Origin of the sequence: Salinisphaera sp. S4-8, assembly GCF_040361235.1 — a bacterium.
In the GTDB taxonomy this organism is placed as follows: domain Bacteria; phylum Pseudomonadota; class Gammaproteobacteria; order Nevskiales; family Salinisphaeraceae; genus Salinisphaera.
Genome location: NZ_APNF01000009.1, coordinates 22,890 through 44,193, shown reverse-complemented (window position 1 = coordinate 44,193; position 21,304 = coordinate 22,890). Strand labels below are relative to the sequence as shown.

Here is a 21,304-nt window from a genome sequence, read left to right as displayed (position 1 = left end):
AATGGCGGATTTCAGAACAACACAAAAGGACACGGCTCGCAGGCGTTTTCTGAGCACGGCGCTGGCCGTGACCGGCGCCACCGGTGCAGTCGCTGTGGCCGTTCCCTTTATGCGCTCGTGGCAACCCAGCGCCCGTGCCCGGGCCGCCGGCGCGCCGGTCGAGGTCGCGCTCGGCGCGATCGCGCCGGGCCAGCAAGTGCTGGTGACATGGCGGCGCAAGCCGGTGTGGGTGCTGCGCCGCACGCCCGACATGCTACAGCGACTGCGCAGTGGCGAGCTGGAGTCGCGCCTGCTGGATCCGGATTCTCAAGCGGACCAACAGCCCGAATATGCCGAAAACCCGGTGCGTTCCGTTCGTCCGGACATTTTCGTCGTGGTGGCCATCTGCACCCATCTCGGGTGCATACCGAACTTCCGCCCCGAAGTCGGCGAGACGCCGTTCGATCCACGATGGCCCGGGGGTTATTTTTGTCCGTGCCATGGCTCCAAGTTCGACTTTGCCGGGCGTGTATTCAAGGGCGTACCGGCGCCCCTGAATCTGGTGGTACCGCCCTATCGATATACACAGCGCGACACGGTAATCATCGGAGAAAACCCGACGATATAAGCGAAACATCGGAGAACACGCGTATTTTTATGCAACAGGAGAGCTTTCATGGAATGGTTGATCGATAACTGGTTCTGGGTACTGTTCGGCGGTTTATTTATCGGTATGCACCTGTTCGGGCACGGTTGTCACGGCGGCCACGGCCGGCATGGCGGCCACGGAAAAGACAGCGGCACCAAAGACCGATCGGCGGACCAGAAAGGCCCGGCCGATGAGCATTCGAATCACAAACATTAGACAATCGGCGGCTTCGCCCTCGATATGGCCTTAGGAGAGACGGAACATGCTTAATACCAAGCTGGTGAGCTGGGCGCTGGCCCTGTTTGGCGCCGTAAGCTTCATCATCTGCGTCATTTACGGACTCGTAACACCGCAAAGCCTGCATATGCATGCATTTCTCGAGCAGGTGCTACCGGCGTTCGAATGGTTGACCTGGTGGGGCTTTCTGCTCGGTCTGGTAGAAAGTTTCGTATTCGGCGCCTACGCCGGGCTCGTCTTCTGCCCTATTTACAACGGCCTCAATCGCCGATTCGGCAACGCTCGCGAGTCGTGATCTCGGCAAAGAAGATAGTGGCAACGGAGAAGATGGACGATGAAAAGACAAACCAATGAACGCACCCGAACGGATCCGGTTTGCGGCATGAAAGTCAGCTACACCGCCGCGGTCGAGGAATACCTGTATCAGGGCACGCTCTATTATTTCTGTTCGAGCGCCTGCCGCGAGGCGTTCGAGTTCAATCCCGTGCAATACGTGCGGCGTCATCGCCAACACGGAATGAAGACGCGGTGACTTTTCGGCTGCGTCACCAAGCCGGCACTTCGAGCACGTCTGTCGCCGGACAACTGTTCGCGCGGGCACGCCGGGACCGCTGCGAGCCAATCTTGTGGCCGGGCGATGAGTCTTTTGGCCTGTTCACCGAGGGCGATTCGCTCTATGCCGCCATGCAGGCGGCCATCCGCGCAGCCGAGCGCGAGGTCGTGCTGGAAAGCTATATCTTCGCCGATGACGAGGTCGGCCGCGCGCTTGCCGACGTCCTCGCCGAACGCGCACGCTCGGGCATCGACGTGCGCGTGCATCTGGACGCGGCCGGCTCGCTGTTCTGGGCCTCGCGCGACCTTGATCGTTTTTTGCGGGACAGCGGCGTGACGTTACGCTGGTTCCACCGCTGGCACTGGTCGCGCCCGTTACGCTACAACCAGCGTAATCACCGCAAGCTGCTGGTCGTGGATCGACGCCAGGCCTTCCTCGGCGGCTTCAATATCCACCGGGAGAACTCGCGCCGACACTATGGTGAACGCCGCTGGCGAGACACCCATGTCGCCATGACCGGGGATCTGGCAACGCAAGCACAGGCTGCATTCGAGGCTCTCTGGCAACGCTGCCTCTGGCGGGCGCTACCGCAGGCGCACTCTTCCAGCGCCGTGGTATTGCCGAACAAAACCGCTGACTGCGCGCACCGACTGCGCTGTGTCTTCGCCGCCATGTTCGCGTCGGCACAGCACCATATCGAACTGACCACCCCTTACTTCGTACCCGACGGATGGACCCAGCAGGCCCTCGGACAGGCGGCCGAACGCGGGGTGTCGGTCCGTTTGCTGGTCCCCAGGAAAAGCGACGTGGCCCCGATACGTTGGATCGCGCGGCGCATCTATGCGCGTTTGCAATGTCGAGGTGTGCGGGTGTTTGGCTATCACACACGTCTGTTGCACGCCAAAACGGTGACGATCGACGGCGACTGGGTCAGCCTAGGCACCGCGAATCTCGATTATCGTAGTCTGTTCGTCAATCACGAACTCAACCTGTGCGCGCGCAACCGCACGCTCGCATCGGCGTTGACAACGCAATTCGAGACAGATCTGGCCGATGCCGAGGAATTCACGACCGCCTGGCCAAGACAGCGGACGATGGCCCGTGTCTTGGCACCCGTGGCCTGGGCGGCCCGGCGGTGGCTATGATCCGCGCCTGGTGTGTGCCGACCTGCAGCCGCAGTCGCACGCTCCGGCCGATACTGTCTCATAAGCACCGCTTGGCGCAGTGCAGGCCGCGCGAGAACGAGTGCATCGGCCCTTCCTGGTGCGCCCATGCGCTCCGCGAACCGGCGCGAGCGGAACCTAGGTCTCGCTCGTCCCCGTCGGTCTGAGCCATGGCGATCCGCAATGTCGTGCTTACGGTATTGGTTACCTTTCTCTGGGCGATCTGCTTTCCGCTTATCCAGGTCGGCCTGACCGACGCCCCGCCAATGGTCTTTGCGGCCATGCGTGCAGCGCTGTCGGGGGTACTCGTTATTGTTCTGGCCGTCGGTCTGGGCCGTCCCTGGCCCAGCGGCGTCGCCAATCTGGGACTGATCGTGGCCACCGGCCTGACTTTTACCGGCCTCGGCCTCGGTGGCATGTTCATCGGGGGCGGTAAAATACCGCCGGGCTTGGCCACGGTTGTCGCAAACACCCAGCCCTTGATTGCCGCCGTGCTAGCCGCGATCTTTTTGTCCGAGCGGCTGACTTTAGGTGTCGGCATCGGTCTGTTGCTCGGGTTTGTCGGCGTGCTGGTGATGTCCGTGCCCAGCCTTTTGGGGCCCAATTCCGTCGCTGACCTACAGGCTTTTGTATGGATTATTCTTGGCGCCATAGGGACCGCGATGGGCAATGTCCTGCTCAAGGCGCTGACGGGCCGCGCCGACGTGCTGATGGTCACCGGGCTGCAGTTGCTCTTCGGCGCGATGGCGTTGGCAGTAGGTGCACAAGCCGTCGGCACAAGCTGGCACATCGCCTGGACATCACAGTTTATAGCCAGTCTAATCGGCCTCGTCGTGTTTGGCACCGCGCTCATGACGGCGCTCTGGCACTATCTGCTCACGCAGGCCTCGCTCAACCGGCTGAATACCTTCACCTTCCTGACACCGATCTTCGGCTTGCTACTGGGCGGCCTGTTCTTCGACGAGCGGTTCGGCTGGATTCAGGCTGTTGGTATCGGGGTGACCATACTGGCGATTCAATTGGTGGCGACCAAGCCGTCGCCGACCCGATAATGGGTACAGTAAACGCCGCATTCCAATGCCGTGGGCGGGCATTGATGCAGGCACAGGGTCAGGACAAGCACCCCTTGAACGGCCCCGGATGCCGCAGTGACGGGCACTTGTATGGCGTCCGAACAAAGAGGAATGAATCATGATGCACGAAACGATGTGGTCCGGCGGTTATGGTATGTGGTTCGGCGGTCACTGGCTGTTCATGCTGCTTTGGATCGCCATTATCCTGCCGCCGTTCTGGAAGATCTTTTCCAAGGCCGGCTTTTCCGGCTGGCTCAGCCTGCTGATATTCGTCCCGCTGGTCAATCTGGTGGTGCTGTATATCGTCGCCTTTACCGACTGGCCGGCCTTGAAGTCGACCGCCACCGGTGGAAATGGTCAGGCGCGCGATGAGTAGCCCACGCTTTGCCGGGTGCCATGGATAAACACGTGCTCGCGGCTCTATCCACTTCGCTGGCCGCCCTCATGCTGGGCTCGCTATGAGCCAGCCGCGCTGGCGAATCGCAGCGGGCATTGGCCTGTTCGGCGCTTTTGCCGTAGCGGCCCTGATGTTATGGCAAACGGGGCTGCTGGCGCAGGCGCTGGACGGCGAGACCCTCGAACGGCTGGTGATCGATCTGGGCCCGGCAGGCCCGGCCCTGATCGTCGGTCTGATGACGGTGGCCATCGTCATGAGCCCGATCCCGAGCGCGCCAATCGCGCTCGCCGCCGGCGCTGCCTACGGCCATGGCTGGGGTACGCTCTATGTCGCCGCCGGCGCCGAGACAGGGGCACTGATCGCCTTCGGCATCGCCCGCCTGGCCGGCTACGAAGCACTGCGCGCCCGGCTGGGCGAGCGCCTGGCCTCGGCCGGCATGCTCAATCGCGTCATCACCTCCCAGAATGTCCTGATGGCGTTCGTCTTCGCCACCCGGCTGCTGCCGTTTGTCTCCTTCGATGTGATCAGCTATGCGGCCGGGCTCACGCCGCTTGCGCTCTGGCGCTTTGCGGTCGCGACATTGCTGGGCATCCTGCCGGCCAGCTTCGTGCTGGCGCACTTCGGCGACGAACTGGCTACCGGCGATCTGCATGGCGCCGTCCTGACGGTGCTGGCGCTGGGGCTGCTCACCCTGTTGCCGCTGTTCTGGCGGGCGCTTCCGTTACGCTTTCGCACCGCCATCAAACATTGGTTTGGTTCCCGGTAAGGCTGCAACAGGAGGTAAACCCGCGATGCAAATGATTCTCCCGCTGTCAGCCATTCGAAACCGTCGTGCCCGTGTAGCTGTGGGCGACCTACCTGAGTGGCGTCTGTCGTCTCCGGTGGCGCATTGACCCCGGGTGGGGATTTCTGGCTATGCCGGGACATGTCGAAAATCGCCGGCGACGGAGCTCGCCGTCGTACCAGTCGGCATGAACATACCTCGGGATTTAACAGCTTCGCCAGGTTGTCAGCGGTGGCGTTGGTTCGCCGGTTTCCACAACGACATTTGCACAAGACGGAGGTTGACCATGAGCAATGCAACACAAACCACGCAGCGCCTGCGGATCGGCCCGTTGGGCAACAGCCTGTCGCTGTTGTTGCTGATCAGCTATCTGCTGTGCGTGGGCTTTGGCCTGATCGCACCCGGGAGCCTGCAGATGTACCAGGCGTGGGCGCCTTTGTTGCCAGGCTTCGAGTGGCTGAGTTTCTCTGGCTTCGTCATTGGGCTGATCGAGGCCTATCTGTACGGCTGGTATCTGGCGATTCTGTTCGTGCCGCTGTATCGCTGGTTCAGCTCCGGCGTCGCCTGATGCGGCAAACGATAGGCCGAGGCGGCCCGCGCCGCCCGACCGTCGCGTTGAACCACCCATACCAAGACCCACGCAATAACCAAGGAGCACCTCATGGCTGAAACGCCGCGTTCCACGACGACTGTGGAACCACCCGTGCGCATCAACCGCACGACCACCGCCGTGTCGCTACTGCTGATTCTGGTCTTTGTGGGTATCGGCGCGGTCTGGCCCGAGCAGTCTGCGGCCGTGTTCGATCGTATCCAGAATCAGGTGCTGCTGACCTTCCGATGGTATTTCGTGGCCATCGTCGGCTTCGTGCTGGTCTTCGTCCTCTGGCTCGGCTTCGGACGCTATCGCAATGTGCGCCTGGGCAGTGATGACGAAGCGCCGGAGTTCACCTATGCTTCCTGGTTTTCGATGCTGTTTGCCGCCGGCATGGGCATCGGGCTGATTTTCTGGAGCATCGCCGAGCCGCTCAACCATTACGCGGCCAATCCGTTCGTCGCCGAGGGCCAGACTCCGGCAGCGGCCTCGGCCGCCATGCGCCTGACCTTCTTCCACTGGGGCTTGAGCGCCTGGGGCGTCTATGCGCTGATGGCACTGGGGTTGGCATATTTCGCTTTCCGACGTGGCCGGCCGCTGGTGCCGCGCGCCATGCTCCACGAGGTCTTCGGCCGCCACGCCGACGGCCCGCTCGGTCAGATCGTGGACATCGCTACGGTGTTCGGCGCGGCCTTCGGCATCGCCACCTCGCTGGGCCTGGGGGTGCAGCAGATCGAAGGCGGTCTAACCTATTTGATCGGTGCCGAGGCCGGTGTCACGCGCGAACTATGGATCCTGGCCATCATCACGCTGATCGCCATGGGCTCCGCGGTCTCCGGTGTGCGCCGCGGGGTGCGCCTGATCAGCAATTTCAATATCCTGCTCAGCGGCGTGATCCTGCTGTTCTTTCTGGCGTTCGGGCCCACGCTGCACGTGCTCAACCTGCTGGTCGAGACCACCGGCGCCTATCTGCAGACGCTGCCGGAACTCAGTACCTGGACCGACGCGCAGCAACACAGCGGCTGGCAGGAGGAGTGGACCCTGTTCTATTGGGGCTGGTGGATCGCCTGGTCGCCGTTCGTGGGCATGTTCATCGCCCGCATCTCGCGCGGGCGCACGCTGCGGGAGTTCGTGATGGGGGTACTGCTGGTGCCGGTACTGCTCACGTTCGCCTGGCTGGCCATTACCGGCGGCACCGCCCTCTATCTGGAGCTCTTCGAGGGCGCGAATCTGCTCGCGCCGCTGCAAAGCGACATGACCCAGCCGCTCTACCGCACGGTGGAACTGATTGCGCCCGAAGGCTTCGCCGCCCTGATCTCCGCGTTGCTGGTTCTGCTGGTGGCGACGTTTTTCATCACCTCCTGCGACTCCGGCACGCTGGTCATCTCGACCATTCTGTCGAACGGCGCCAGCGAGCCGCCGTTGCTGCTGCGGGCGGTCTGGGGCCTGACCCTCGGCGCTCTGGCTGGGGTACTGCTGCTGGCCGGCGGACTGGCGGCGCTGCAGACCGCGGCGATCGTGGCCGGCCTGCCGGTCGGGCTGCTGCTGATCGCGGTGATAGTCGCGCTGATCCGGGGATTACGCACCGAGCCGCAGGCGCCGCGGCCGGGCGCGCTGACGCGTGGCCACTGCGAACCCTGGACCGGCTTGCCCACGAACCCACCCGCCCGGACTGAAAGCGAATCATGTAGCCCACCAAACGGACAAGCACGCACGCGAGAGGGTGGATACACCAATGAATGAAACATCCAGCCACGCCGGCGTCGCAGATCGACCCGATCGCTCGACATCGAAACCAATAACCATGGCGACGGAAAAGACTCAAAATCCATGATCAAATTGCGGCAACTGTTTCGTTACGAGCAGACCTCTGGGCTGCTGATGATCGCGGCCATCGTGCTCGCGCTGCTGGCAGCCAATTCACCGCTTGCGCCGGTCTACACACTCGTTCATGACACTCAGATCCATTTCCGTTTCGGCGCGCTGATTCTGGAAGGGCCGCTGGTGCACTGGATCAACCAGGGCCTGATGGTGATCTTTTTCCTGATCGTCGGGCTTGAGATCAAGCGCCAATTTCTGGAAGGGCATCTGTCCACGCCCCGACGTGCGGCGTTGCCGGCCTTCGCGGCTCTGGGCGGCCTTCTGACGCCAGCCGCGATCTATGTCGGCATCAACTGGGGCGATGCCGCTGCCCTCGACGGCTGGGCGATTCCCACGGCTACCGACATCGTTCTGGCCGTCAGCCTGCTGGCTCTACTCGGATCGCGGGTACCGACGAGCCTCAAGGTCTTCCTGACCGCGCTGGCGATTTTTGACGATATCGCCGCGGTTCTGATTATCGCCCTGTTCTACGGGGAAACACCGTCGATGATCCCCTTGGTAACGGCAGTGCTGGCACTCGCGGGTCTGGTGGTGGCCAACCGGACTCGCAGTGTGCGTCCTGGTGTCTACACGCTTCTTGGCGCCGTTCTCTGGGTGGCGATGCTCAAGGCCGGCATCGAGGCTTCACTCGCCGGCGTGCTCATTGCCCTCGCCGTCCCGCTGCGCGTGCCCGGCTGTCACGTTCCCTCGCCGTTACGCGCCACCGAGCGACGGCTGCACCCCTGGAGCACGCTGGTCGTGGTGCCTTTGTTCGCCTTCTTCAATGCCGGTATCGTCATCGATGCCGCCTCGGCGGGCCAACTGCTCGATTCCGTTTCAATCGGTATCATCGCCGGTCTGTTCCTGGGCAAGCAACTCGGCATTCTGGGCGCCTGCTGGGTAGCTGTTGTCGCCGGCCTGGGACAGCTGCCGAGGGGCGTGACCTGGTCACAGATCTATGGCGCGGCCGTTCTCGCGGGCATCGGCTTCACCATGAGCCTGTTCGTGGCCACACTCGCGTTCAGTGACCCGGCGCTGGTGACTTCGGCCAAGCTGGCGATCCTGGTGGCCTCGCTGCTGGCGGGCGTCTTCGGCTTGACCGTGATTGCCATGGGTATCCGGCCTTCCGCGAACGCGGGCCACGCCGCTGCCAAAGGGCGGCCGTAGGCGCCGCATGGCGGGTCATCGGCGCGGTTCGTGCCTGTACTTTCGCCGCCGAGGCCATTTATCCCGGCGTTGTGCGCCGCGGGGTGCGCCTGATCAGCAATTTCAATATCCTGCTCCGCGGCGTGATCCTGCTGTTCTTTCTGGCGTTCGGGCCCACGCTGCACGTGCTCAACCTGCTGGTCGAGACCACCGGCGCCTATCTGCAGACGCTGCCACGCTGGTCATCTCGACCATTCTGTCGAACGGCGCCAGCGAGCCACCGTTGCTGCTGCGGGCGGTCTGGGGCCTGACTCTGGGTGTCCCGACAGCAGCCTTGGTCGGATGCCGCGTTCACGTGTGTGTAAACAATCCATTCATTCTAAGCCTCGTGCGCTACCGACAGAAGGAATGCAAATATGGCTGGATCGATATAACCCACGGTTCTTTATGCAGCGCCCCGCTGGGCAACAGCTCCTCGCTGCTATTACGTAACGCCGGGTGGCTCAAAATTGACAGGCGCCCCCAATTGAGCGGGGCAGCGGATGCTGCCCCGCTATTCATCGACGGCTCATCGTGCCTCTGCTATCCAATCACTTTCCATGGGGACCCGCGTGGATATGGGATCGAGGGCTTTCGTGTTGTTGAGCGCTGCCTGACCCGCCCGGGCTGGATTGCGTTTCACGATCACTCCGTGAGTCATCGATCCCCGCCTGCTCGGCGGAACTGTCGCTGTTCTCGGGCTGGTCTGAAGACACGTCGTAGTCTTCACCTCCCTTCACACCTTCGGTTTCACCACGTGTCGTCGAATCGTTGCGGTTACCTCCGAGCCGCCGTGCAGTCGCTTTACCGGTGGGTGTGCGCCACGCTTCGGGACGCTCGATGCGTCTAAACGTGTTCTCGGTCGCCACGATCTGTACGTCGGCATTATTCAACGCTCCGTGATCGAGATGTTGATCAAGGCTGCCGGTCTGAGCGAAGGCGATGCTCGCCCCGCCAAGCGCGACGGCGCCGAAACAGAAGGATGAAATAAAGGTCCGTGTTTTCTTTGGGTAATACATGTCCAGTCTCCGTACTACGGATCCAACGTTCATTGAGAACAGATGGTCACTATTGCATCGGATGAATTCGTCGAACTTGGAGATCAAGCCCAGGCGTGCGAACTCACCGGCTTAGGCAGTCGAGAGCGTGCCGAGGTGCTTATCGAGTTCGACCGACAATATCGACAAGCGGGTGCAAGGTTATGCACCGGTACGGCGGTCTAGACAGGAGACGGAGGACGGTAAGGAGACGATGCGAAGCCCGGCAAGGCGTCGCTATTGATGCGACCCGCCGTGCTCACAGACGGGGGGTGCTGTACATGATATGACAACGCATTGTTATCGAGCGCACTTGGCGAACAGTGCCCGCCAATATGGCAGTGCTCGCGCGATGCGTCGCCGCTATCATGATCGTCATCAGTCGCGGCGATGGCAGAGGATGTATCAGCCGGTGACGCTTGCTGGGCCGCATGAGCTTTCGTAGCCAGTGCGAGATTATCGCTATGCGACGCCAGGGGCGTAATAGCTTGTGCCGTTATCGCAACGGCGAGCAATATCAGGGTGGCTATGGTACGCATCTTATAAGCTTTGAAAGCTATTGTTGACATAAGTTCCGACAACAGAACACACCAACGAGGCTCCACTCGAATAAGCGTACCGAGGGTTCTATTTTAGTTCAAGCGGGTACGAGCCGATGACAGTCGCGTGCGGGCTGCGCACGAAGCCAGTGGGCAGGTTGCCTTTTCCGTGTTGTGAAGACAACTGCGTGAGACAGCTCTCACTGATAGTGCCCGATGCTTCAGACACGCCCTGCCTTGCGGCCACGTCCGGCCTCGGGAGGTTCCTGTATCGATGCCGGGCGTGGACATCGACCTATCCGCCATGCTGGCGGGTATCGTCGGCTTGCCCTGTTGCCACAGGCATCCGTTTATTTTCGCGAATATACGGCCGGAATCGCCTCCAAGCGCCGAACCCGGCTGCGCCGTGCCGGATGTTGTACGCGATCTTTCGTGCTTTCCGGCCGGATATGCTCACCCCGGCGACACATCCGATGCGCGACGACTGAGCAGAACAGCCACCGGGCGCAACGCGGGAATATGCTCGAACACGATGACCAGGGTGGCAGTGAGCAGCACCCCGATCAGGGTACCGACCAGCCCCCAGACCCAGCCCCAGAACACGATGGAAACCAGCACCACGATGGGTGAAATTTCCAGGCTGCGTCCAGCCAAACGGGGGTCCACGACATTGCCCAACAGCTGCTGGATGACAACCAGCCCAGAAATCGCGACCAGCGCATAGCCCAGCCCGAACTGCAGCAGAGCGATGACCGCCGCCGCGAACACTGCGATGGTCGAGCCAATATAGGGAATATAGTTGAGCAGAAAAATCAGGATGCCCCAGAGCAGCGCAAAATCCACCCCGAGCAGCCATAGCCAGAGCCCGCTGCTGGCGCCGGTCAGCGCACTGACCAGGGTCTTGACCACGAGAAAACGACGTACCTTCTCCGAGGCGGTATAAACGGTTGCCATAATGGCCCGCGAACGCGCCTCGCCGAGCCCGACGGACATCTTGTCCCGCCACTCGCCGGCCTCGATCAGCATCAGCAGGACCAGGAAAAAGACCAGAAAAAGCATGGCCATGAGCAGCCACAAATAGCCGATACCGGAGGTCACCCAGCCGAACGCGCGCCCGGTCAGATCACGCATAGGCTCGGCGAGCATACCCACATGCATGGCATGGGGCTCGGCCAGTGCCTGCAGTTGAGCCCAGAGTTGCCGGGCAGACTCGGCATAGGTCGGCGCCTTGGCCAGAATCATGCTCACGCTCAACCATACGCTGGCGACCAGCACGCCGAGAATCGCCAGAAAGGTCGCCATGCAGACGACAATGCTGAGCCAATGCAGTGGCCGGGGCAGCCAGCTATTGAGGCGTCGCTGCAGCGGCCGCAGCACGAGCGTGACGAAAAACGCCAGCGTCAGCGGCATCGTGACCACGTAGGTCATCTTCAGTGCCCAACCCACCAAAATGACGGTGATCACCGACAGCAGGATGAGCATCGCCCGGCGGCCGCGATCCACGTTTGAAGCCGCATCAACCATGTCGGTCATCGTCGCACATCCAGTGCCGGCAAGCGGTTGACCGCGAACGATGAGCCCGCCGCTCAGCATATCCGGCCGGCACGGCTAACCCGCTGCGTCCGGCCCCGGGCCTCAGGCGGCCCGTTTGAAATCGTCGGCGGCGGGCGCGTGCGAATGGTCGCGGCGCGGCCCCGCTACGCTGGTTTCGCCGGCCAGCGGCGAGCGAAAACGCCGCAGACGCAGCGAATTGCTTAGCACGAACACGCTGGACAGGCTCATCGCGCCCGCGGCCACCATCGGGTTCAGCAGCCAGCCGGTCAGCGGGTACAGCACGCCGGCCGCGACCGGGATCAGCAACACATTGTAGCCGTAGGCCCAGACGAAGTTGAGATGGATCGTGCGCCGCGTACGCCGTGCCAGGTTGATGGCGTTGACGATCTCGCGCAGATCGTCGCGCATGAGCACGACATCGCCGGATTCGATCGCGATATCCGTGCCGGTACCGATCGCGATGCCGACATCCGCCTGCGCGAGCGCGGGCGCATCGTTGATGCCGTCGCCGACGAAGGCCACCTTGCCTGCCGTCTGCTGGATGCGCTGGACCTCCCGGGCCTTCTGTTCCGGCAGGACTTCGGCCATGACCCGGTCGATGCCGATCTGGTCCGCGATCGCCCGCGCCGTCGTCTCGTTGTCGCCGGTGAGCATGGCGACCTCCAGGCCCTGGTCGTGCAGAGCCTGAACGATCTGGGCGCTGCTCGCCTTGATCGGATCGGCCACGGCCACCACGGCCAACAGCCGGCCGTCGACCGCCGCATAGATCGGGGTTTTCGCCGCGTCGGCAAAGCGCCTCGCCGAGTCGGCCAGCGGGGCCGGATCGACATCGAGCTGCTCCATGTAACGCCCGGACCCCACGTGGACCGAGCGACCCTCGACCCGGGCCTCGACGCCGAGGCCGTTGATCGCCTGGAATTGCTCGACGGCGGGTACCTCGAGACCGCGCTCGCGGGCGGCCCGGACGACGGCATCGCCGATCGGATGCTCGCTGCGGGCCTCGACGGCGGCGACCAGGCGCAGGGCGTCGTTGGCATCGCTATCCGTGTCGCTGCCGCTGTGTGCGATCTCGAAGTCGGTGAGTTCGGGGCGACCCTCGGTCAGCGTCCCCGTCTTGTCGAAGACGACCGAGTGCACGCGGGCGAGATCCTCCAGGGCCGCGCCGCGGCGGAACAGCACGCCCATCTCGGCGCCCTTGCCCGTAGCGACCATCACGGCGGTCGGGGTCGCTAGCCCCATCGCGCAGGGGCAGGCGATCAGCAGCGTGCTGACGGCGGCCACGAAGGCGAACGACAGGGCCGGCGTCGGGCCGACGGCGAGCCACACGCCGAAGGTGATCAGCGCGATCGTAATGACGATCGGCACGAACACGCCGGCCACCTTGTCGGCCACCATCTGCACGGGCGGCTTGTCGGCCTGGGCCTGCTCGACCGTGTGGATGATCTGCGCGATCACGGTATCGTCGCCGATCCGCGTCGCGCGGAAGGTGAGCGAGCCGCTGTTGTTCACGGTCGCGCCGACGACCTCGTCGCCCGCTTGCTTGCGTACCGGCACCGGCTCGCCCGAGATCATCGACTCGTCGACGTAGGAGTCGCCCTCGATCACCTCGCCGTCCACCGGCAGGCGCTCGCCGGGACGCACGATGACGGTGTCGCCGGGCACAACGGCCTCGACCGCGATCTCTTCAACTCCGCCGTCGCGCGATACGCGCGCGGTCCGCGCCTGGAGGCTGACGAGCTTCTTGATCGCCTGCGAGGTGCGGCCCTTGGCGATGTGTTCCAGGTAGCGGCCGACCAGGATCAGCGTGACGATCACCCCGGCCGCCTCGAAATAGCTGTGCGCCGTGCCTTCGGGAAAGATCCAGGGCACGGCCAGCGCGAGCAGCGAGTACAGGTAGGCGGCCGAGGCGCCGATCATCACCAGGCTGTTCATGCCGGGGCTGAGGTGGCGCATCTCGGCCCAGCCCTGGGTGTAGAACGACCGTCCGGCGTAGAAGAGCACCGGCGTGACCAGCAGCAGCTCGATCAGCATCCAGCCGCGTTCGGGCAGCACGCCGAGCATGAAGTCGCCGAGGCCCGGCAGCATCTTGCCCATGCCGACGACGGCCAGCGGCAGGGTGAGCGCGGCCGCAAACCACACGCGGCGCTGCATCGAACGGCCTTCGCGATCCTCGCTGTCGTCCGCCGCCTCGCCGGTGCTCGAGGGCAGACGCGGCGCGTAGCCGGCCTCGCGTATGACCTCGCCAAGGCTCGCCAGGGTCGTGGTCTCGGGCAAATAGCGCACCACCGCTTTTTCCATCGGCAGATTGACACTGGCCGAGACCACACCGGAGGTGCGCCGCAGCGCGCGCTCCACGCGACTCACGCAGGCGCCACAGCTCATGCCACCGATTTCGATTTCGGTCTCGCAGACGCCCGGCTCATAACCGATGTCATTTACGGCATGCAGGATCTCGTCGATGTCGGCCTGAGCGGTATCAGCGGTGACCCGGACCTTGCCGGTGGTCAGGTTCACCTGCGCGTCGCTGACGCCGCCCTGCTTGCCGAGCGTGCGCTCGACGCGGCTCACGCAGGCGCCGCAGCTCATGCCGTCGACGGTAAAAACCAGTTCCTCGCTCATGGCGTCATGTCTCTCGTAATGCCTGTGGTGCGTATCGCGGACGACGTCGGTGCGTCAGACCACCTGCGCTTCGTAGCCCTCGCTACGGATCGCGTCGGCCACCGCGCTCGGATCAGGGCTGCCATCGACGACGACCTGCTCGTCGGCGCGGCTCACGCTGACCACCCGCTCCACGCCGGGTACGTCGGCAACGACCGTCTCGACCGCCTTCTCGCAGTGCCCGCAGCTCATGCCCGTGACTTTCAGTTGCAGCATCGTGTTCTCCTGTCAGCTCATGGTGTTGTAATGGTCGGCGCAACGGCTGCATCCATCGACCTCGTACCGCTAACCGGCCATCTGGACGAATGCTACACCCAGTACGTGGATACGGAGTCAACCCAGCGATCGCCACCTGGTCAGTTCCTCGTCCACGATCAGCGTATCGACACGACATGGCTGCTATCGTAGCGCGAGTGTTCCGACGGCAGGTCTTTTGCCCGCCGCTACCCGATTCAACCCTGGCGAGACCGTCAATGAAAGCATCCGACCTGTTTGTTCAGTGCCTGGAAAACGAAGGCATCGAATACATCTTCGGCGTGACCGGCGAGGAGAACGCCGACTTCGTTCAGTCGCTGCAACACTCAAAGCGCATCCGCTTCATCCTCACCCGGCACGAGCAGGGCGCAGCTTTCATGGCCGAGGCTTACGGCAAGCTCACGGGCAACCCCGCGGTCTGTCTGGGCACGCTCGGGCCGGGGGCGACCAACCTGATCACCGGCGTGGCCGACGCCAATATGGACCACGCGCCGTTGCTGGTCATCACCGGCCAGGGCGCGACCACGCGCCAGCACAAGGAAAGCCACCAGATCATGAACGTGGTGCAGATGTACAAGCCGGTGACCAAATGGGCGCAGCAGGTGCACCACGCAGACAGTATTCCCGAAATCGTGCGCAAGGCCGTGCGCACCGCGCGCGGCGAGAAACCCGGTGCCGTGCACATCGAGCTGGCCGAAAACATTGCAAAGATGCCGACATCGGCCACGCCCATGGAACCGCGGCGCTTTCGCCGCCCCGGCCCGGACGACGAAATCAGCGATGCGGCCTACGACATCATCCGCAAAGCGCGCTCACCGATCATCATTGCCGGCAACGGGGCGATCCGAAAGCGCGCCTCGAACCAGTTGCGCAAGCTGGCCGAACGTACCGGCATTCCCGTAACAACAACCTTTATGGGAAAAGGCGCGGTCGACTACGAAGCCGACCACGCGCTCTACACCATCGGCCTGGGCCAATGGGATCATGTCGCCGATGCCGTGCGCGCCGCTGACGTGGTTATTACGGTCGGCTACGATCTGGTCGAGTATCCACCCCAGCTTTGGAACCCGGACGCGACCGAAACCATCGTGCATATCGATTTCGACCCGGCCGAGATCGACTACGAATACCATCCGGCGGCGGAACTGGTTGGCGATATCGCCCACGCCCTATGGCAGCTCGATCGGCGCTTCGCGCGCGACGGCGTGCCCGACTACGATTTCACCGTGCAGCGCGAGGCGCGCGAGCGCATGCGTGCGGACATCGAAGAACACGCCGACGACGACACCGAAGGCGTCATCCGTCCGCAGAAAGCCGTCTGGGACGTCCGCCAGGTGCTCGGACCGCACGACATCCTGTTGTGTGGTGTGGGCGCGCACAAGATGTGGGTCGGCCGTCATTACCATTGCAACGAGCCGAACACGTGCCTGATTCCCAACGGTTTCTGCTCCATGGGCATGCCGTTGCCCGGCGCCATCGGCGCCAGCCTGGTTTCGGGCGAGCATCGTGTTCTCGGCGTCGTCGGCGATGGGGACTTTCTGATGAACGCCCAAGAAATGGAAACCGCGCGCCGGCTTGATGCCAACATCACCATGCTCGTATGGGAAGACGGCGGCTACGGCCTGATTTCCTGGAAACAGGACGAACACTTCGGCAGCCATACCGATCTGGCGTTCGGCAATCCGGACTGGCTGCGCTTGGCCGAGTCCTTCGGCTGGCAGGGTCAGTACGTGGTCAATGCGCGCGATCTGCGCGGCGCGCTCGACGACGCCCTGAATCCCCCCGGCCCGTCGCTGGTGGTCATCCCGATCGATTACCGCGAGAACATGAAGCTGTCGAAGAAGCTAGGTGTCTTTTCCGACCGGTAGGTCTATTTATCATCGATCGCCAAGTCCACGACCTGGGCACCTCAAAACGATAGACGCAAGCAGTTGAATCTCGCCCGTTTTATTCGCGCCTTGACAAACCGGCAGGGGAAGACACTGGTTTACGGTGCCTGGGATTCCTCCAGATAGCGGAAGAAGTCCGAATCGGCGCTCAGCATGATGGTACTGTTCTGCCCCAGTGCCCGGTAGCTTTCCAGGGTGCGAAAGAACGAGTAAAACTCGGGATCGGCACCGAAGGCCTCGCCGTAAATACCGGTGGCCTTGGCGTCGGCTGTGCCGCGGATTTCCTCTGCTTTGCGGGCCGCCTCGGAGCGAATGCGCTGAAGATCGCGTTCCATGTTACCCAGGATTTCCTGGCTGCGGCCCATGCCTTCGGAGCGGAAGCGCTCAGCAATCGACTGACGCTCCGCGATCATCCGGCTTTCGACCTGCTTGCGCACCGAGTCGATATAGTTGACCCGTTTGATGCGCACGTCGTCGAGCTCGATACCCAGCCGCGGCATGGAATCCCGGGCGCGGGCGAGAATTTCCTGCTCCAGCCGTTCGCGCCCCAGTTTGGGCTGCTTCTCCAGGTTCACGTCGGCGCGTTCGGCCAGTGCGGGGTCGTCAAGTGCGTCGACATCCACGGTCCAGTCCTTGGAGCGCACGATTTCCTCGAGCTCGGTCGACGAGACCATATCGCGCACCACCGAGTCGATGATGTCGTCGAGCCGGGTGCGTGCACCAGCCTCGTCGCGCACGCTGGTCAAAAACAGCAACGGATCGGTTATCCGCCAGCGCGCCGTGGTATCGACCAGGATGAACTCGCGGCCAAGCGTGGGAATCTGGGTGACGTCGCCGTCCCAGACCAGCAGACGCTTGTCGAAATAGCGGACCTGCTGCCACGGGAGCTTGACCTTGAGCCCGGGCTCGCTGATCACGCCGCCGATAGGCTCGCCGAACTGGACGATGATGGCCTGCTCGGCCTCATCGACGGTATAGAACACGAAGCTTCCAACTGCGATCAGCACAACCGCGACGAGTGCGATGACTATCGATTTCATTCGTCATCTCCAGCGTTGCCGGCGCGGCGGTTGACGTCGAGCAGCGGCAGCGGGCTCATCTGGCCGTCCTGGACGACCAGCACCTGGCCGATATTGGGCAGCACCTCGTTGATGGTCTCCAGGTACAGCCGTGAACGGGTCACCTCGGGCGCCTGCAGGTACTCGGCGAGGACCGCGGAAAAGCGCGCGCTTTCGCCCAGCGCCCGGTTGACGCGCTCGGTGGCATAGCGCTCGGCTTCGGCAACGGTACGCAGGGCCGCGCCCTCGGCGTTGGGAATTTCCTGATTGACGCGCTTCTGCGCCTCGTTGATCGTGCGTTCGCGCTCCTGGCGCGCCTCGTTGACCTCGTTGAACGCCGGCTGCACCGCCGGCGGCGGCACCACGTCCTGCATCTCCACGGTATTGATCCGGATACCGGCGTTGTAGCCGTCCATGATCTCCTGGATCTCGCCGCCCGCCTTCTGCTGGATTTCGACGCGGCCGACCGTGAGCACCTCGGAGCCAAGCATGTTGCCGACAATGCGGCGCATCACGGATTCGGATATATCACGCAGCGTGCGCGTCGACTCGCGCATCTCGTACAGGAACTCGATTGGGTCGGCGATGCGATACTGGACCACCCATTCGACATCGATCATGTTCAGGTCGCCGGTAAGCATCAGCGACTCGTCTTCGAACTGCTGACCGCTGTAGTTAGTGCTATCGCCGGCGCGAGTGCCCTGAGTGCGGAAACCGAATTCCTGCTTGAGCACCCGCTCGGTGGCCACGCGCTGCACCTGATCGATGCCGAACGGGATCTTGAAGTGCAGCCCCGGGTCGGTGATGCCGATAACCGCGCCGAAACGCTTGACCACGGCCCGCTATTCGGGCTGAACGGTATAGAACGCGCTGAGCGCGCCCCAGATCATCAGCGCCAATATGGCGACGCCAATGATGCCCTTGCTACCGAAAGGCACGCCGCTCACGCCGCTGCTGACCCTGTTGAACAACTCGGCCAGGTCCGGCGGACCTTGCTGGCCGCGCCCATTTGAACCTGCGGATTGAATCATGTTTGCTCAGTGGAAACGGCGCACGCGCAGTCTAACGCTTTGTGCCCGATCAAACCAGTCCGCAAACAGGATCCAGTGTGATGGATTGCAAGACGATCTCTCGCGAAGACGCCCGACCGCATACGGGCCGAGCAATCGGCTAGCCAGCCAGGGACACTACTGGACGATCCGATCCGGATGGCTTCGGGATCAAGGCAGCAACACCGCCGAACCCAGCGCCGCCAGCAGCGCCTTTATCAACAAAAAGGCGTTTCGATGATCGAATATCTGGCCATGGCTTCGGCGACCCAATCGCTGATCGCAGCCCGACAGCGACAATTCCTCCGTTTCGGGTTTATCGTGAGCATGTCCGACTCCGAATAAACCGTCCCTATGTCCGCCCACAAAACCGGCCGCAACGACCCCTGCCCCTGCGGGAGTGGCCGAAAATACAAACACTGCTGTGGCGCGCCCGGCGCGGGCCACGCGAGCGCCGCCGTCGAAGATCTGAAGACCGCGCTGGGCGACCAGCGGTTCACCGGCGAAGCCGACGCCCAGGCCTTCGTTGCATCCCATGTCGCGCAGACCAACGCGGCCGGCCTCGACGACTTCGATGGCCTGTCACCGGCGCAGATGTCGGATCTGCTGTATACGCCGCTGACATCGCCGCATCGGCTTGAACTCGCGCAATCCGGCGTGCCGGCTGCGCAGGCGCCCGTGATGATTCTGTTCGACGCGCTGGCGGATGCGATCGGCGAAGATGGCTTGCGGACCACGGCCAAGGGCAATCTGCCACGCGCGTTCTGTCAGCACGCGCACTGCCAGTATGCGAGCGTGGACCGCGGCGACCCTTACGCCGATCTAGGATCCGTGAACCGCGAAGACGATTTTTACGACCTGCATGTGACCCGGCTGGTCGCCCAACTCGCCGGTCTTGTCCGCAAATACAAGGGCCGCTTCCTGCTGACCCGCAAGGCCCGGCGTCTGCGCGCGCAGGATGGTATCTATCCGGTACTGCTGACCACGCATGCCACGCGCTTCAACTGGGCCTACGGCGACGGTTATGACGAACTGGCTTTCGTCCAGCATGCGTTCGCGTTCACCCTATACCTGCTGCACCGCCACGGCGATGATGAGCACGGCGCACGATTCTACGAAGACGCCTTCCTGCGCGCTTTTCCAATGCTTCTCGATCAGTTGCCGCCACACCCGTTTTTCGACGGCGAAACGCAACTGCGACAGTGTTACACGCTACGCACCCTGGAGCGGTTTGCCGGTTTTTTCGGCTTGATTCAATTGACCTTCACACCCACTGGTCGGGTCAATTCCGCATACCGGCTTACCAAGACACCGCTGCTAGAGGAAGTCGTCCGGTTTCATCTCGACTAGGAGTTCGTCGGACTCAGCCCTGGCGGCCCCCCTATGTGTGTCGTCTAGCGGTTTTGTCACCCGTCACACGGAACGGGCTGATATCGCGACTGGGTAAAAAGGCGGACCGCCCCTTAGCCAGCCAAGGTATGTAGTTTCTTCAAGTTGAAGGCGATACATGCCAGATTCCATTCGCCTTGGACCGCTTTCAGGCCGCGTAACAGGAATTGGCGAAAGCCCAACACGTGTTTAATGATCCCGAATGTCGGTTCGATCGTGCTTTTGCGTTGGGCGTATAGGGCCCGGCCGGCTTGCGTGCGCATTCGATGGCGCATCGCGTCGATCGGCCCCTCAAAATCCGTTCGCGCGGGCGACTCGGCAAGCCGTTGTTCTAACGATTGATTGTGGCGTTCACGCGCGTCCGAGATGTAGGGCACGATCTCATGGTCGGCGAGCGCTTTGACGTTATCATCGCTGTAATATCGAGATAGGGCTGCTCTAGTGCACTATTTGGTGCACTGTTGGGCGCGGTCACGGGCGCTCACGGCGTCGCTCCCTGCGGCCGCCGATAGGCCAGCGCCAGCAGCAGGATGCCGCCCAGGATCATCGGCGTGGACAGCAACTGGCCCATGGTCATCCAGTCGAAGGCGACGAATCCAAGGAAGGCGTCCGGCAGGCGAAAGAATTCGGCGAAGAAGCGCAGGCTGCCGTAGCCGACCAGAAACAGCCCCGACACCGCCATGCGCGGGCGCGGTTTGCTTGCAAACCACCACAGCACGGCGAACAGCAGCAAGCCCTCGAGCGCGGCTTCATAAAGCTCGGAAGGATGACGCGGCGCCATGTCCACCCGCGGATAGATCATCGCCCAGGGCACGTCGGTGACGCGGCCGATGAGCTCGCCGTTGATGAAGTTGGCGATCCGGCCGAAGAACAGCCCCACCGGCACGATGGGGGCCACGAAATCGGTGATATCGAAAAACGTGCGCTGCGTGGCCCGCGCAAACCAGCCGGCCGCGGCGAACACGCCCAGCATGCCGCCATGAAAGGACATGCCGCCCTGCCAGATATAAAACAACTGCAGCGGATTCTCGAGCAGCAGGCCGGGCTGATAGAACAGCATATAGCCCACGCGCCCGCCGATGACCACGCCGAGCACGACGTAGAACAGCAGGTCGCCGACCTCCTCGCGCTGCCAGCGCACATGCGGCTGGCGGGTGCGCAGGATACCCAGCCCCCAGCCGATGAGAAAGCTCAGCAGATACATCAGCCCATACCAGTGCACGGCAAGCGGGCCGATGGCTACGGCGACGGGATCGATATCAGGGTGTACGAACATGGAGACGGATCCTAAGGCGTGTCGTATCGGCGATTATGACCAACTGAGGAAAATTCCCTGTGGAATCAATAGACAAGTGATGGCGCATGGGATTAATGCAAAATCCAGGCCAGGAAAAGCCAAGCGCT

22 protein-coding genes and 2 pseudogenes are annotated in these 21,304 nt (G+C 62.9%); 15 read left to right on the top strand and 9 right to left on the bottom strand.

The annotated features are described in order from the left end of the window. The first annotated feature begins 1 nt into the window (after nt 1). From petA to S4A8_RS13870, 12 genes are all read left to right on the top strand, one after another. Nucleotides 2-607, top strand: coding sequence for a ubiquinol-cytochrome c reductase iron-sulfur subunit (gene petA / locus S4A8_RS13925; RefSeq protein WP_353162055.1), 606 nt, complete (start codon nt 2-4; stop codon nt 605-607). Nucleotides 608-655: 48 nt separating this feature from the next. Next, the gene (locus S4A8_RS13920; protein ID WP_353162058.1) at nt 656-844 is read left to right on the top strand and encodes a DUF2933 domain-containing protein; all 189 of its coding nucleotides are present in this window, start codon (nt 656-658) and stop codon (nt 842-844) included. 46 nt (nt 845-890) lie between these two features. Continuing rightward, nucleotides 891-1,160 (top strand): DUF5676 family membrane protein, encoded by a 270-nt coding sequence (locus S4A8_RS13915; RefSeq protein ID WP_006911956.1) that lies wholly within the window; start codon nt 891-893, stop codon nt 1,158-1,160. A 39-nt stretch (nt 1,161-1,199) separates the two neighbouring features. After that, the gene (locus S4A8_RS13910) at nt 1,200-1,397 is read left to right on the top strand and encodes a YHS domain-containing protein (protein WP_353220581.1); all 198 of its coding nucleotides are present in this window, start codon (nt 1,200-1,202) and stop codon (nt 1,395-1,397) included. Then, complete coding sequence (locus S4A8_RS13905) at nt 1,394-2,563, top strand: phospholipase D-like domain-containing protein (RefSeq protein ID WP_353220580.1); 1,170 nt, start codon at nt 1,394-1,396, stop codon at nt 2,561-2,563. The genes S4A8_RS13910 and S4A8_RS13905 overlap by 4 nt, the downstream gene beginning before the upstream one ends. Nucleotides 2,564-2,751: 188 nt before the next feature. Continuing rightward, nucleotides 2,752-3,633 carry a DMT family transporter gene (locus S4A8_RS13900; RefSeq protein ID WP_353220579.1) on the top strand — a complete coding sequence of 294 codons (882 nt, stop codon included), beginning with the start codon at nt 2,752-2,754 and terminating at the stop codon, nt 3,631-3,633. A gap of 139 nt (nt 3,634-3,772) precedes the next feature. Then, nucleotides 3,773-4,030 carry a hypothetical protein gene (locus tag S4A8_RS13895; protein ID WP_006911960.1) on the top strand — a complete coding sequence of 86 codons (258 nt, stop codon included), beginning with the start codon at nt 3,773-3,775 and terminating at the stop codon, nt 4,028-4,030. Between the two features lie 82 nt (nt 4,031-4,112). Continuing rightward, on the top strand, nt 4,113-4,817 hold the full coding sequence (locus S4A8_RS13890; RefSeq protein WP_006911961.1) for a TVP38/TMEM64 family protein: 705 nt from the start codon (nt 4,113-4,115) through the stop codon (nt 4,815-4,817). Between the two features lie 304 nt (nt 4,818-5,121). Further along, a complete protein-coding gene (locus tag S4A8_RS13885) occupies nt 5,122-5,403 on the top strand; it encodes a DUF5676 family membrane protein (RefSeq protein WP_006911962.1) in 282 nt (93 codons plus the stop codon). Nucleotides 5,404-5,496: 93 nt separating this feature from the next. Next, the gene (locus S4A8_RS13880; RefSeq protein ID WP_353220578.1) at nt 5,497-7,170 is read left to right on the top strand and encodes a BCCT family transporter; all 1,674 of its coding nucleotides are present in this window, start codon (nt 5,497-5,499) and stop codon (nt 7,168-7,170) included. Between the two features lie 87 nt (nt 7,171-7,257). Further along, nucleotides 7,258-8,454 (top strand): Na+/H+ antiporter NhaA, encoded by a 1,197-nt coding sequence (gene nhaA, locus S4A8_RS13875; protein WP_353220577.1) that lies wholly within the window; start codon nt 7,258-7,260, stop codon nt 8,452-8,454. 71 nt (nt 8,455-8,525) lie between these two features. After that, nucleotides 8,526-8,744 (top strand): BCCT family transporter, encoded by a 219-nt coding sequence (locus S4A8_RS13870; protein ID WP_353220576.1) that lies wholly within the window; start codon nt 8,526-8,528, stop codon nt 8,742-8,744. A gap of 279 nt (nt 8,745-9,023) precedes the next feature. Here the strand turns inward: S4A8_RS13870 and S4A8_RS13865 are convergent, their stop codons facing one another. From S4A8_RS13865 to S4A8_RS13850, 4 genes are all read right to left on the bottom strand, one after another. Then, nucleotides 9,024-9,491, bottom strand: coding sequence for a hypothetical protein (locus tag S4A8_RS13865; RefSeq protein ID WP_353220575.1), 468 nt, complete (start codon nt 9,489-9,491; stop codon nt 9,024-9,026). A 1,010-nt stretch (nt 9,492-10,501) separates the two neighbouring features. Then, the gene (locus S4A8_RS13860; protein WP_353220574.1) at nt 10,502-11,641 is read right to left on the bottom strand and encodes an AI-2E family transporter; all 1,140 of its coding nucleotides are present in this window, start codon (nt 11,639-11,641) and stop codon (nt 10,502-10,504) included. A 42-nt stretch (nt 11,642-11,683) separates the two neighbouring features. Continuing rightward, nucleotides 11,684-14,221, bottom strand: coding sequence for a heavy metal translocating P-type ATPase (locus S4A8_RS13855; protein ID WP_353220573.1), 2,538 nt, complete (start codon nt 14,219-14,221; stop codon nt 11,684-11,686). A gap of 54 nt (nt 14,222-14,275) precedes the next feature. Then, the gene (locus S4A8_RS13850; protein ID WP_353220572.1) at nt 14,276-14,476 is read right to left on the bottom strand and encodes a heavy-metal-associated domain-containing protein; all 201 of its coding nucleotides are present in this window, start codon (nt 14,474-14,476) and stop codon (nt 14,276-14,278) included. A gap of 257 nt (nt 14,477-14,733) precedes the next feature. Between S4A8_RS13850 and S4A8_RS13845 the strand changes: the two genes are divergently transcribed. Then, the gene (locus tag S4A8_RS13845; protein ID WP_353220571.1) at nt 14,734-16,383 is read left to right on the top strand and encodes an acetolactate synthase large subunit; all 1,650 of its coding nucleotides are present in this window, start codon (nt 14,734-14,736) and stop codon (nt 16,381-16,383) included. Nucleotides 16,384-16,502: 119 nt separating this feature from the next. Here the strand turns inward: S4A8_RS13845 and hflC are convergent, their stop codons facing one another. From hflC to S4A8_RS13830, 3 genes are read right to left on the bottom strand one after another with little or no spacing between them, the layout of a single operon-like run. Then, the gene (hflC, locus tag S4A8_RS13840; RefSeq protein ID WP_353220570.1) at nt 16,503-17,444 is read right to left on the bottom strand and encodes a protease modulator HflC; all 942 of its coding nucleotides are present in this window, start codon (nt 17,442-17,444) and stop codon (nt 16,503-16,505) included. After that, nucleotides 17,441-18,298 (bottom strand): FtsH protease activity modulator HflK, encoded by an 858-nt coding sequence (gene hflK / locus S4A8_RS13835; protein WP_353220569.1) that lies wholly within the window; start codon nt 18,296-18,298, stop codon nt 17,441-17,443. The genes hflC and hflK overlap by 4 nt, the downstream gene beginning before the upstream one ends. Nucleotides 18,299-18,304: 6 nt before the next feature. Next, entirely contained in the window at nt 18,305-18,493 is a 189-nt protein-coding gene (locus tag S4A8_RS13830) for a hypothetical protein (RefSeq protein ID WP_353220568.1), read from the bottom strand. A 372-nt stretch (nt 18,494-18,865) separates the two neighbouring features. Here S4A8_RS13830 and S4A8_RS13825 point away from each other — a divergent pair. Beyond that, nucleotides 18,866-18,916 (top strand): annotated as a pseudogene (locus S4A8_RS13825) (SEC-C metal-binding domain-containing protein); the annotation flags it as partial. 276 nt (nt 18,917-19,192) lie between these two features. Beyond that, the gene (locus S4A8_RS13820) at nt 19,193-19,861 is read left to right on the top strand and encodes a hypothetical protein (protein WP_353220668.1); all 669 of its coding nucleotides are present in this window, start codon (nt 19,193-19,195) and stop codon (nt 19,859-19,861) included. 113 nt (nt 19,862-19,974) lie between these two features. Here S4A8_RS13820 and S4A8_RS13815 read toward each other — a convergent pair. Together S4A8_RS13815 and lgt are read right to left on the bottom strand one after the other, a co-directional pair. Continuing rightward, nucleotides 19,975-20,310, bottom strand: a pseudogene (locus S4A8_RS13815) (transposase); the annotation flags it as partial. Nucleotides 20,311-20,381: 71 nt separating this feature from the next. Beyond that, nucleotides 20,382-21,176, bottom strand: a complete 795-nt coding sequence (gene lgt / locus S4A8_RS13810; RefSeq protein ID WP_353220567.1) for a prolipoprotein diacylglyceryl transferase — start codon at nt 21,174-21,176, stop codon at nt 20,382-20,384. Nucleotides 21,177-21,304: the final 128 nt, after the last annotated feature.

What these genes read in the sequence shown, in the direction of transcription:
- petA (WP_353162055.1), top strand. Translation starts at nt 2, where the DNA reads ATGGCGGATTTCAGAACAACACAAAAGGACACGGCTCGCAGGCGTTTT.
- S4A8_RS13920 (WP_353162058.1), top strand. Translation starts at nt 656, where the DNA reads ATGGAATGGTTGATCGATAACTGGTTCTGGGTACTGTTCGGCGGTTTA.
- S4A8_RS13915 (WP_006911956.1), top strand. Translation starts at nt 891, where the DNA reads ATGCTTAATACCAAGCTGGTGAGCTGGGCGCTGGCCCTGTTTGGCGCC.
- S4A8_RS13910 (WP_353220581.1), top strand. Translation starts at nt 1,200, where the DNA reads ATGAAAAGACAAACCAATGAACGCACCCGAACGGATCCGGTTTGCGGC.
- S4A8_RS13900 (WP_353220579.1), top strand. Translation starts at nt 2,752, where the DNA reads ATGGCGATCCGCAATGTCGTGCTTACGGTATTGGTTACCTTTCTCTGG.
- S4A8_RS13895 (WP_006911960.1), top strand. Translation starts at nt 3,773, where the DNA reads ATGATGCACGAAACGATGTGGTCCGGCGGTTATGGTATGTGGTTCGGC.
- S4A8_RS13890 (WP_006911961.1), top strand. Translation starts at nt 4,113, where the DNA reads ATGAGCCAGCCGCGCTGGCGAATCGCAGCGGGCATTGGCCTGTTCGGC.
- S4A8_RS13885 (WP_006911962.1), top strand. Translation starts at nt 5,122, where the DNA reads ATGAGCAATGCAACACAAACCACGCAGCGCCTGCGGATCGGCCCGTTG.
- S4A8_RS13880 (WP_353220578.1), top strand. Translation starts at nt 5,497, where the DNA reads ATGGCTGAAACGCCGCGTTCCACGACGACTGTGGAACCACCCGTGCGC.
- nhaA (WP_353220577.1), top strand. Translation starts at nt 7,258, where the DNA reads ATGATCAAATTGCGGCAACTGTTTCGTTACGAGCAGACCTCTGGGCTG.
- S4A8_RS13865 (WP_353220575.1), bottom strand. Translation starts at nt 9,491, where the DNA reads ATGTATTACCCAAAGAAAACACGGACCTTTATTTCATCCTTCTGTTTC.
- S4A8_RS13860 (WP_353220574.1), bottom strand. Translation starts at nt 11,641, where the DNA reads ATGCTGAGCGGCGGGCTCATCGTTCGCGGTCAACCGCTTGCCGGCACT.
- S4A8_RS13855 (WP_353220573.1), bottom strand. Translation starts at nt 14,221, where the DNA reads ATGAGCGAGGAACTGGTTTTTACCGTCGACGGCATGAGCTGCGGCGCC.
- S4A8_RS13850 (WP_353220572.1), bottom strand. Translation starts at nt 14,476, where the DNA reads ATGCTGCAACTGAAAGTCACGGGCATGAGCTGCGGGCACTGCGAGAAG.
- S4A8_RS13845 (WP_353220571.1), top strand. Translation starts at nt 14,734, where the DNA reads ATGAAAGCATCCGACCTGTTTGTTCAGTGCCTGGAAAACGAAGGCATC.
- hflC (WP_353220570.1), bottom strand. Translation starts at nt 17,444, where the DNA reads ATGAAATCGATAGTCATCGCACTCGTCGCGGTTGTGCTGATCGCAGTT.
- S4A8_RS13830 (WP_353220568.1), bottom strand. Translation starts at nt 18,493, where the DNA reads ATGATTCAATCCGCAGGTTCAAATGGGCGCGGCCAGCAAGGTCCGCCG.
- S4A8_RS13820 (WP_353220668.1), top strand. Translation starts at nt 19,193, where the DNA reads ATGATTCTGTTCGACGCGCTGGCGGATGCGATCGGCGAAGATGGCTTG.
- lgt (WP_353220567.1), bottom strand. Translation starts at nt 21,176, where the DNA reads ATGTTCGTACACCCTGATATCGATCCCGTCGCCGTAGCCATCGGCCCG.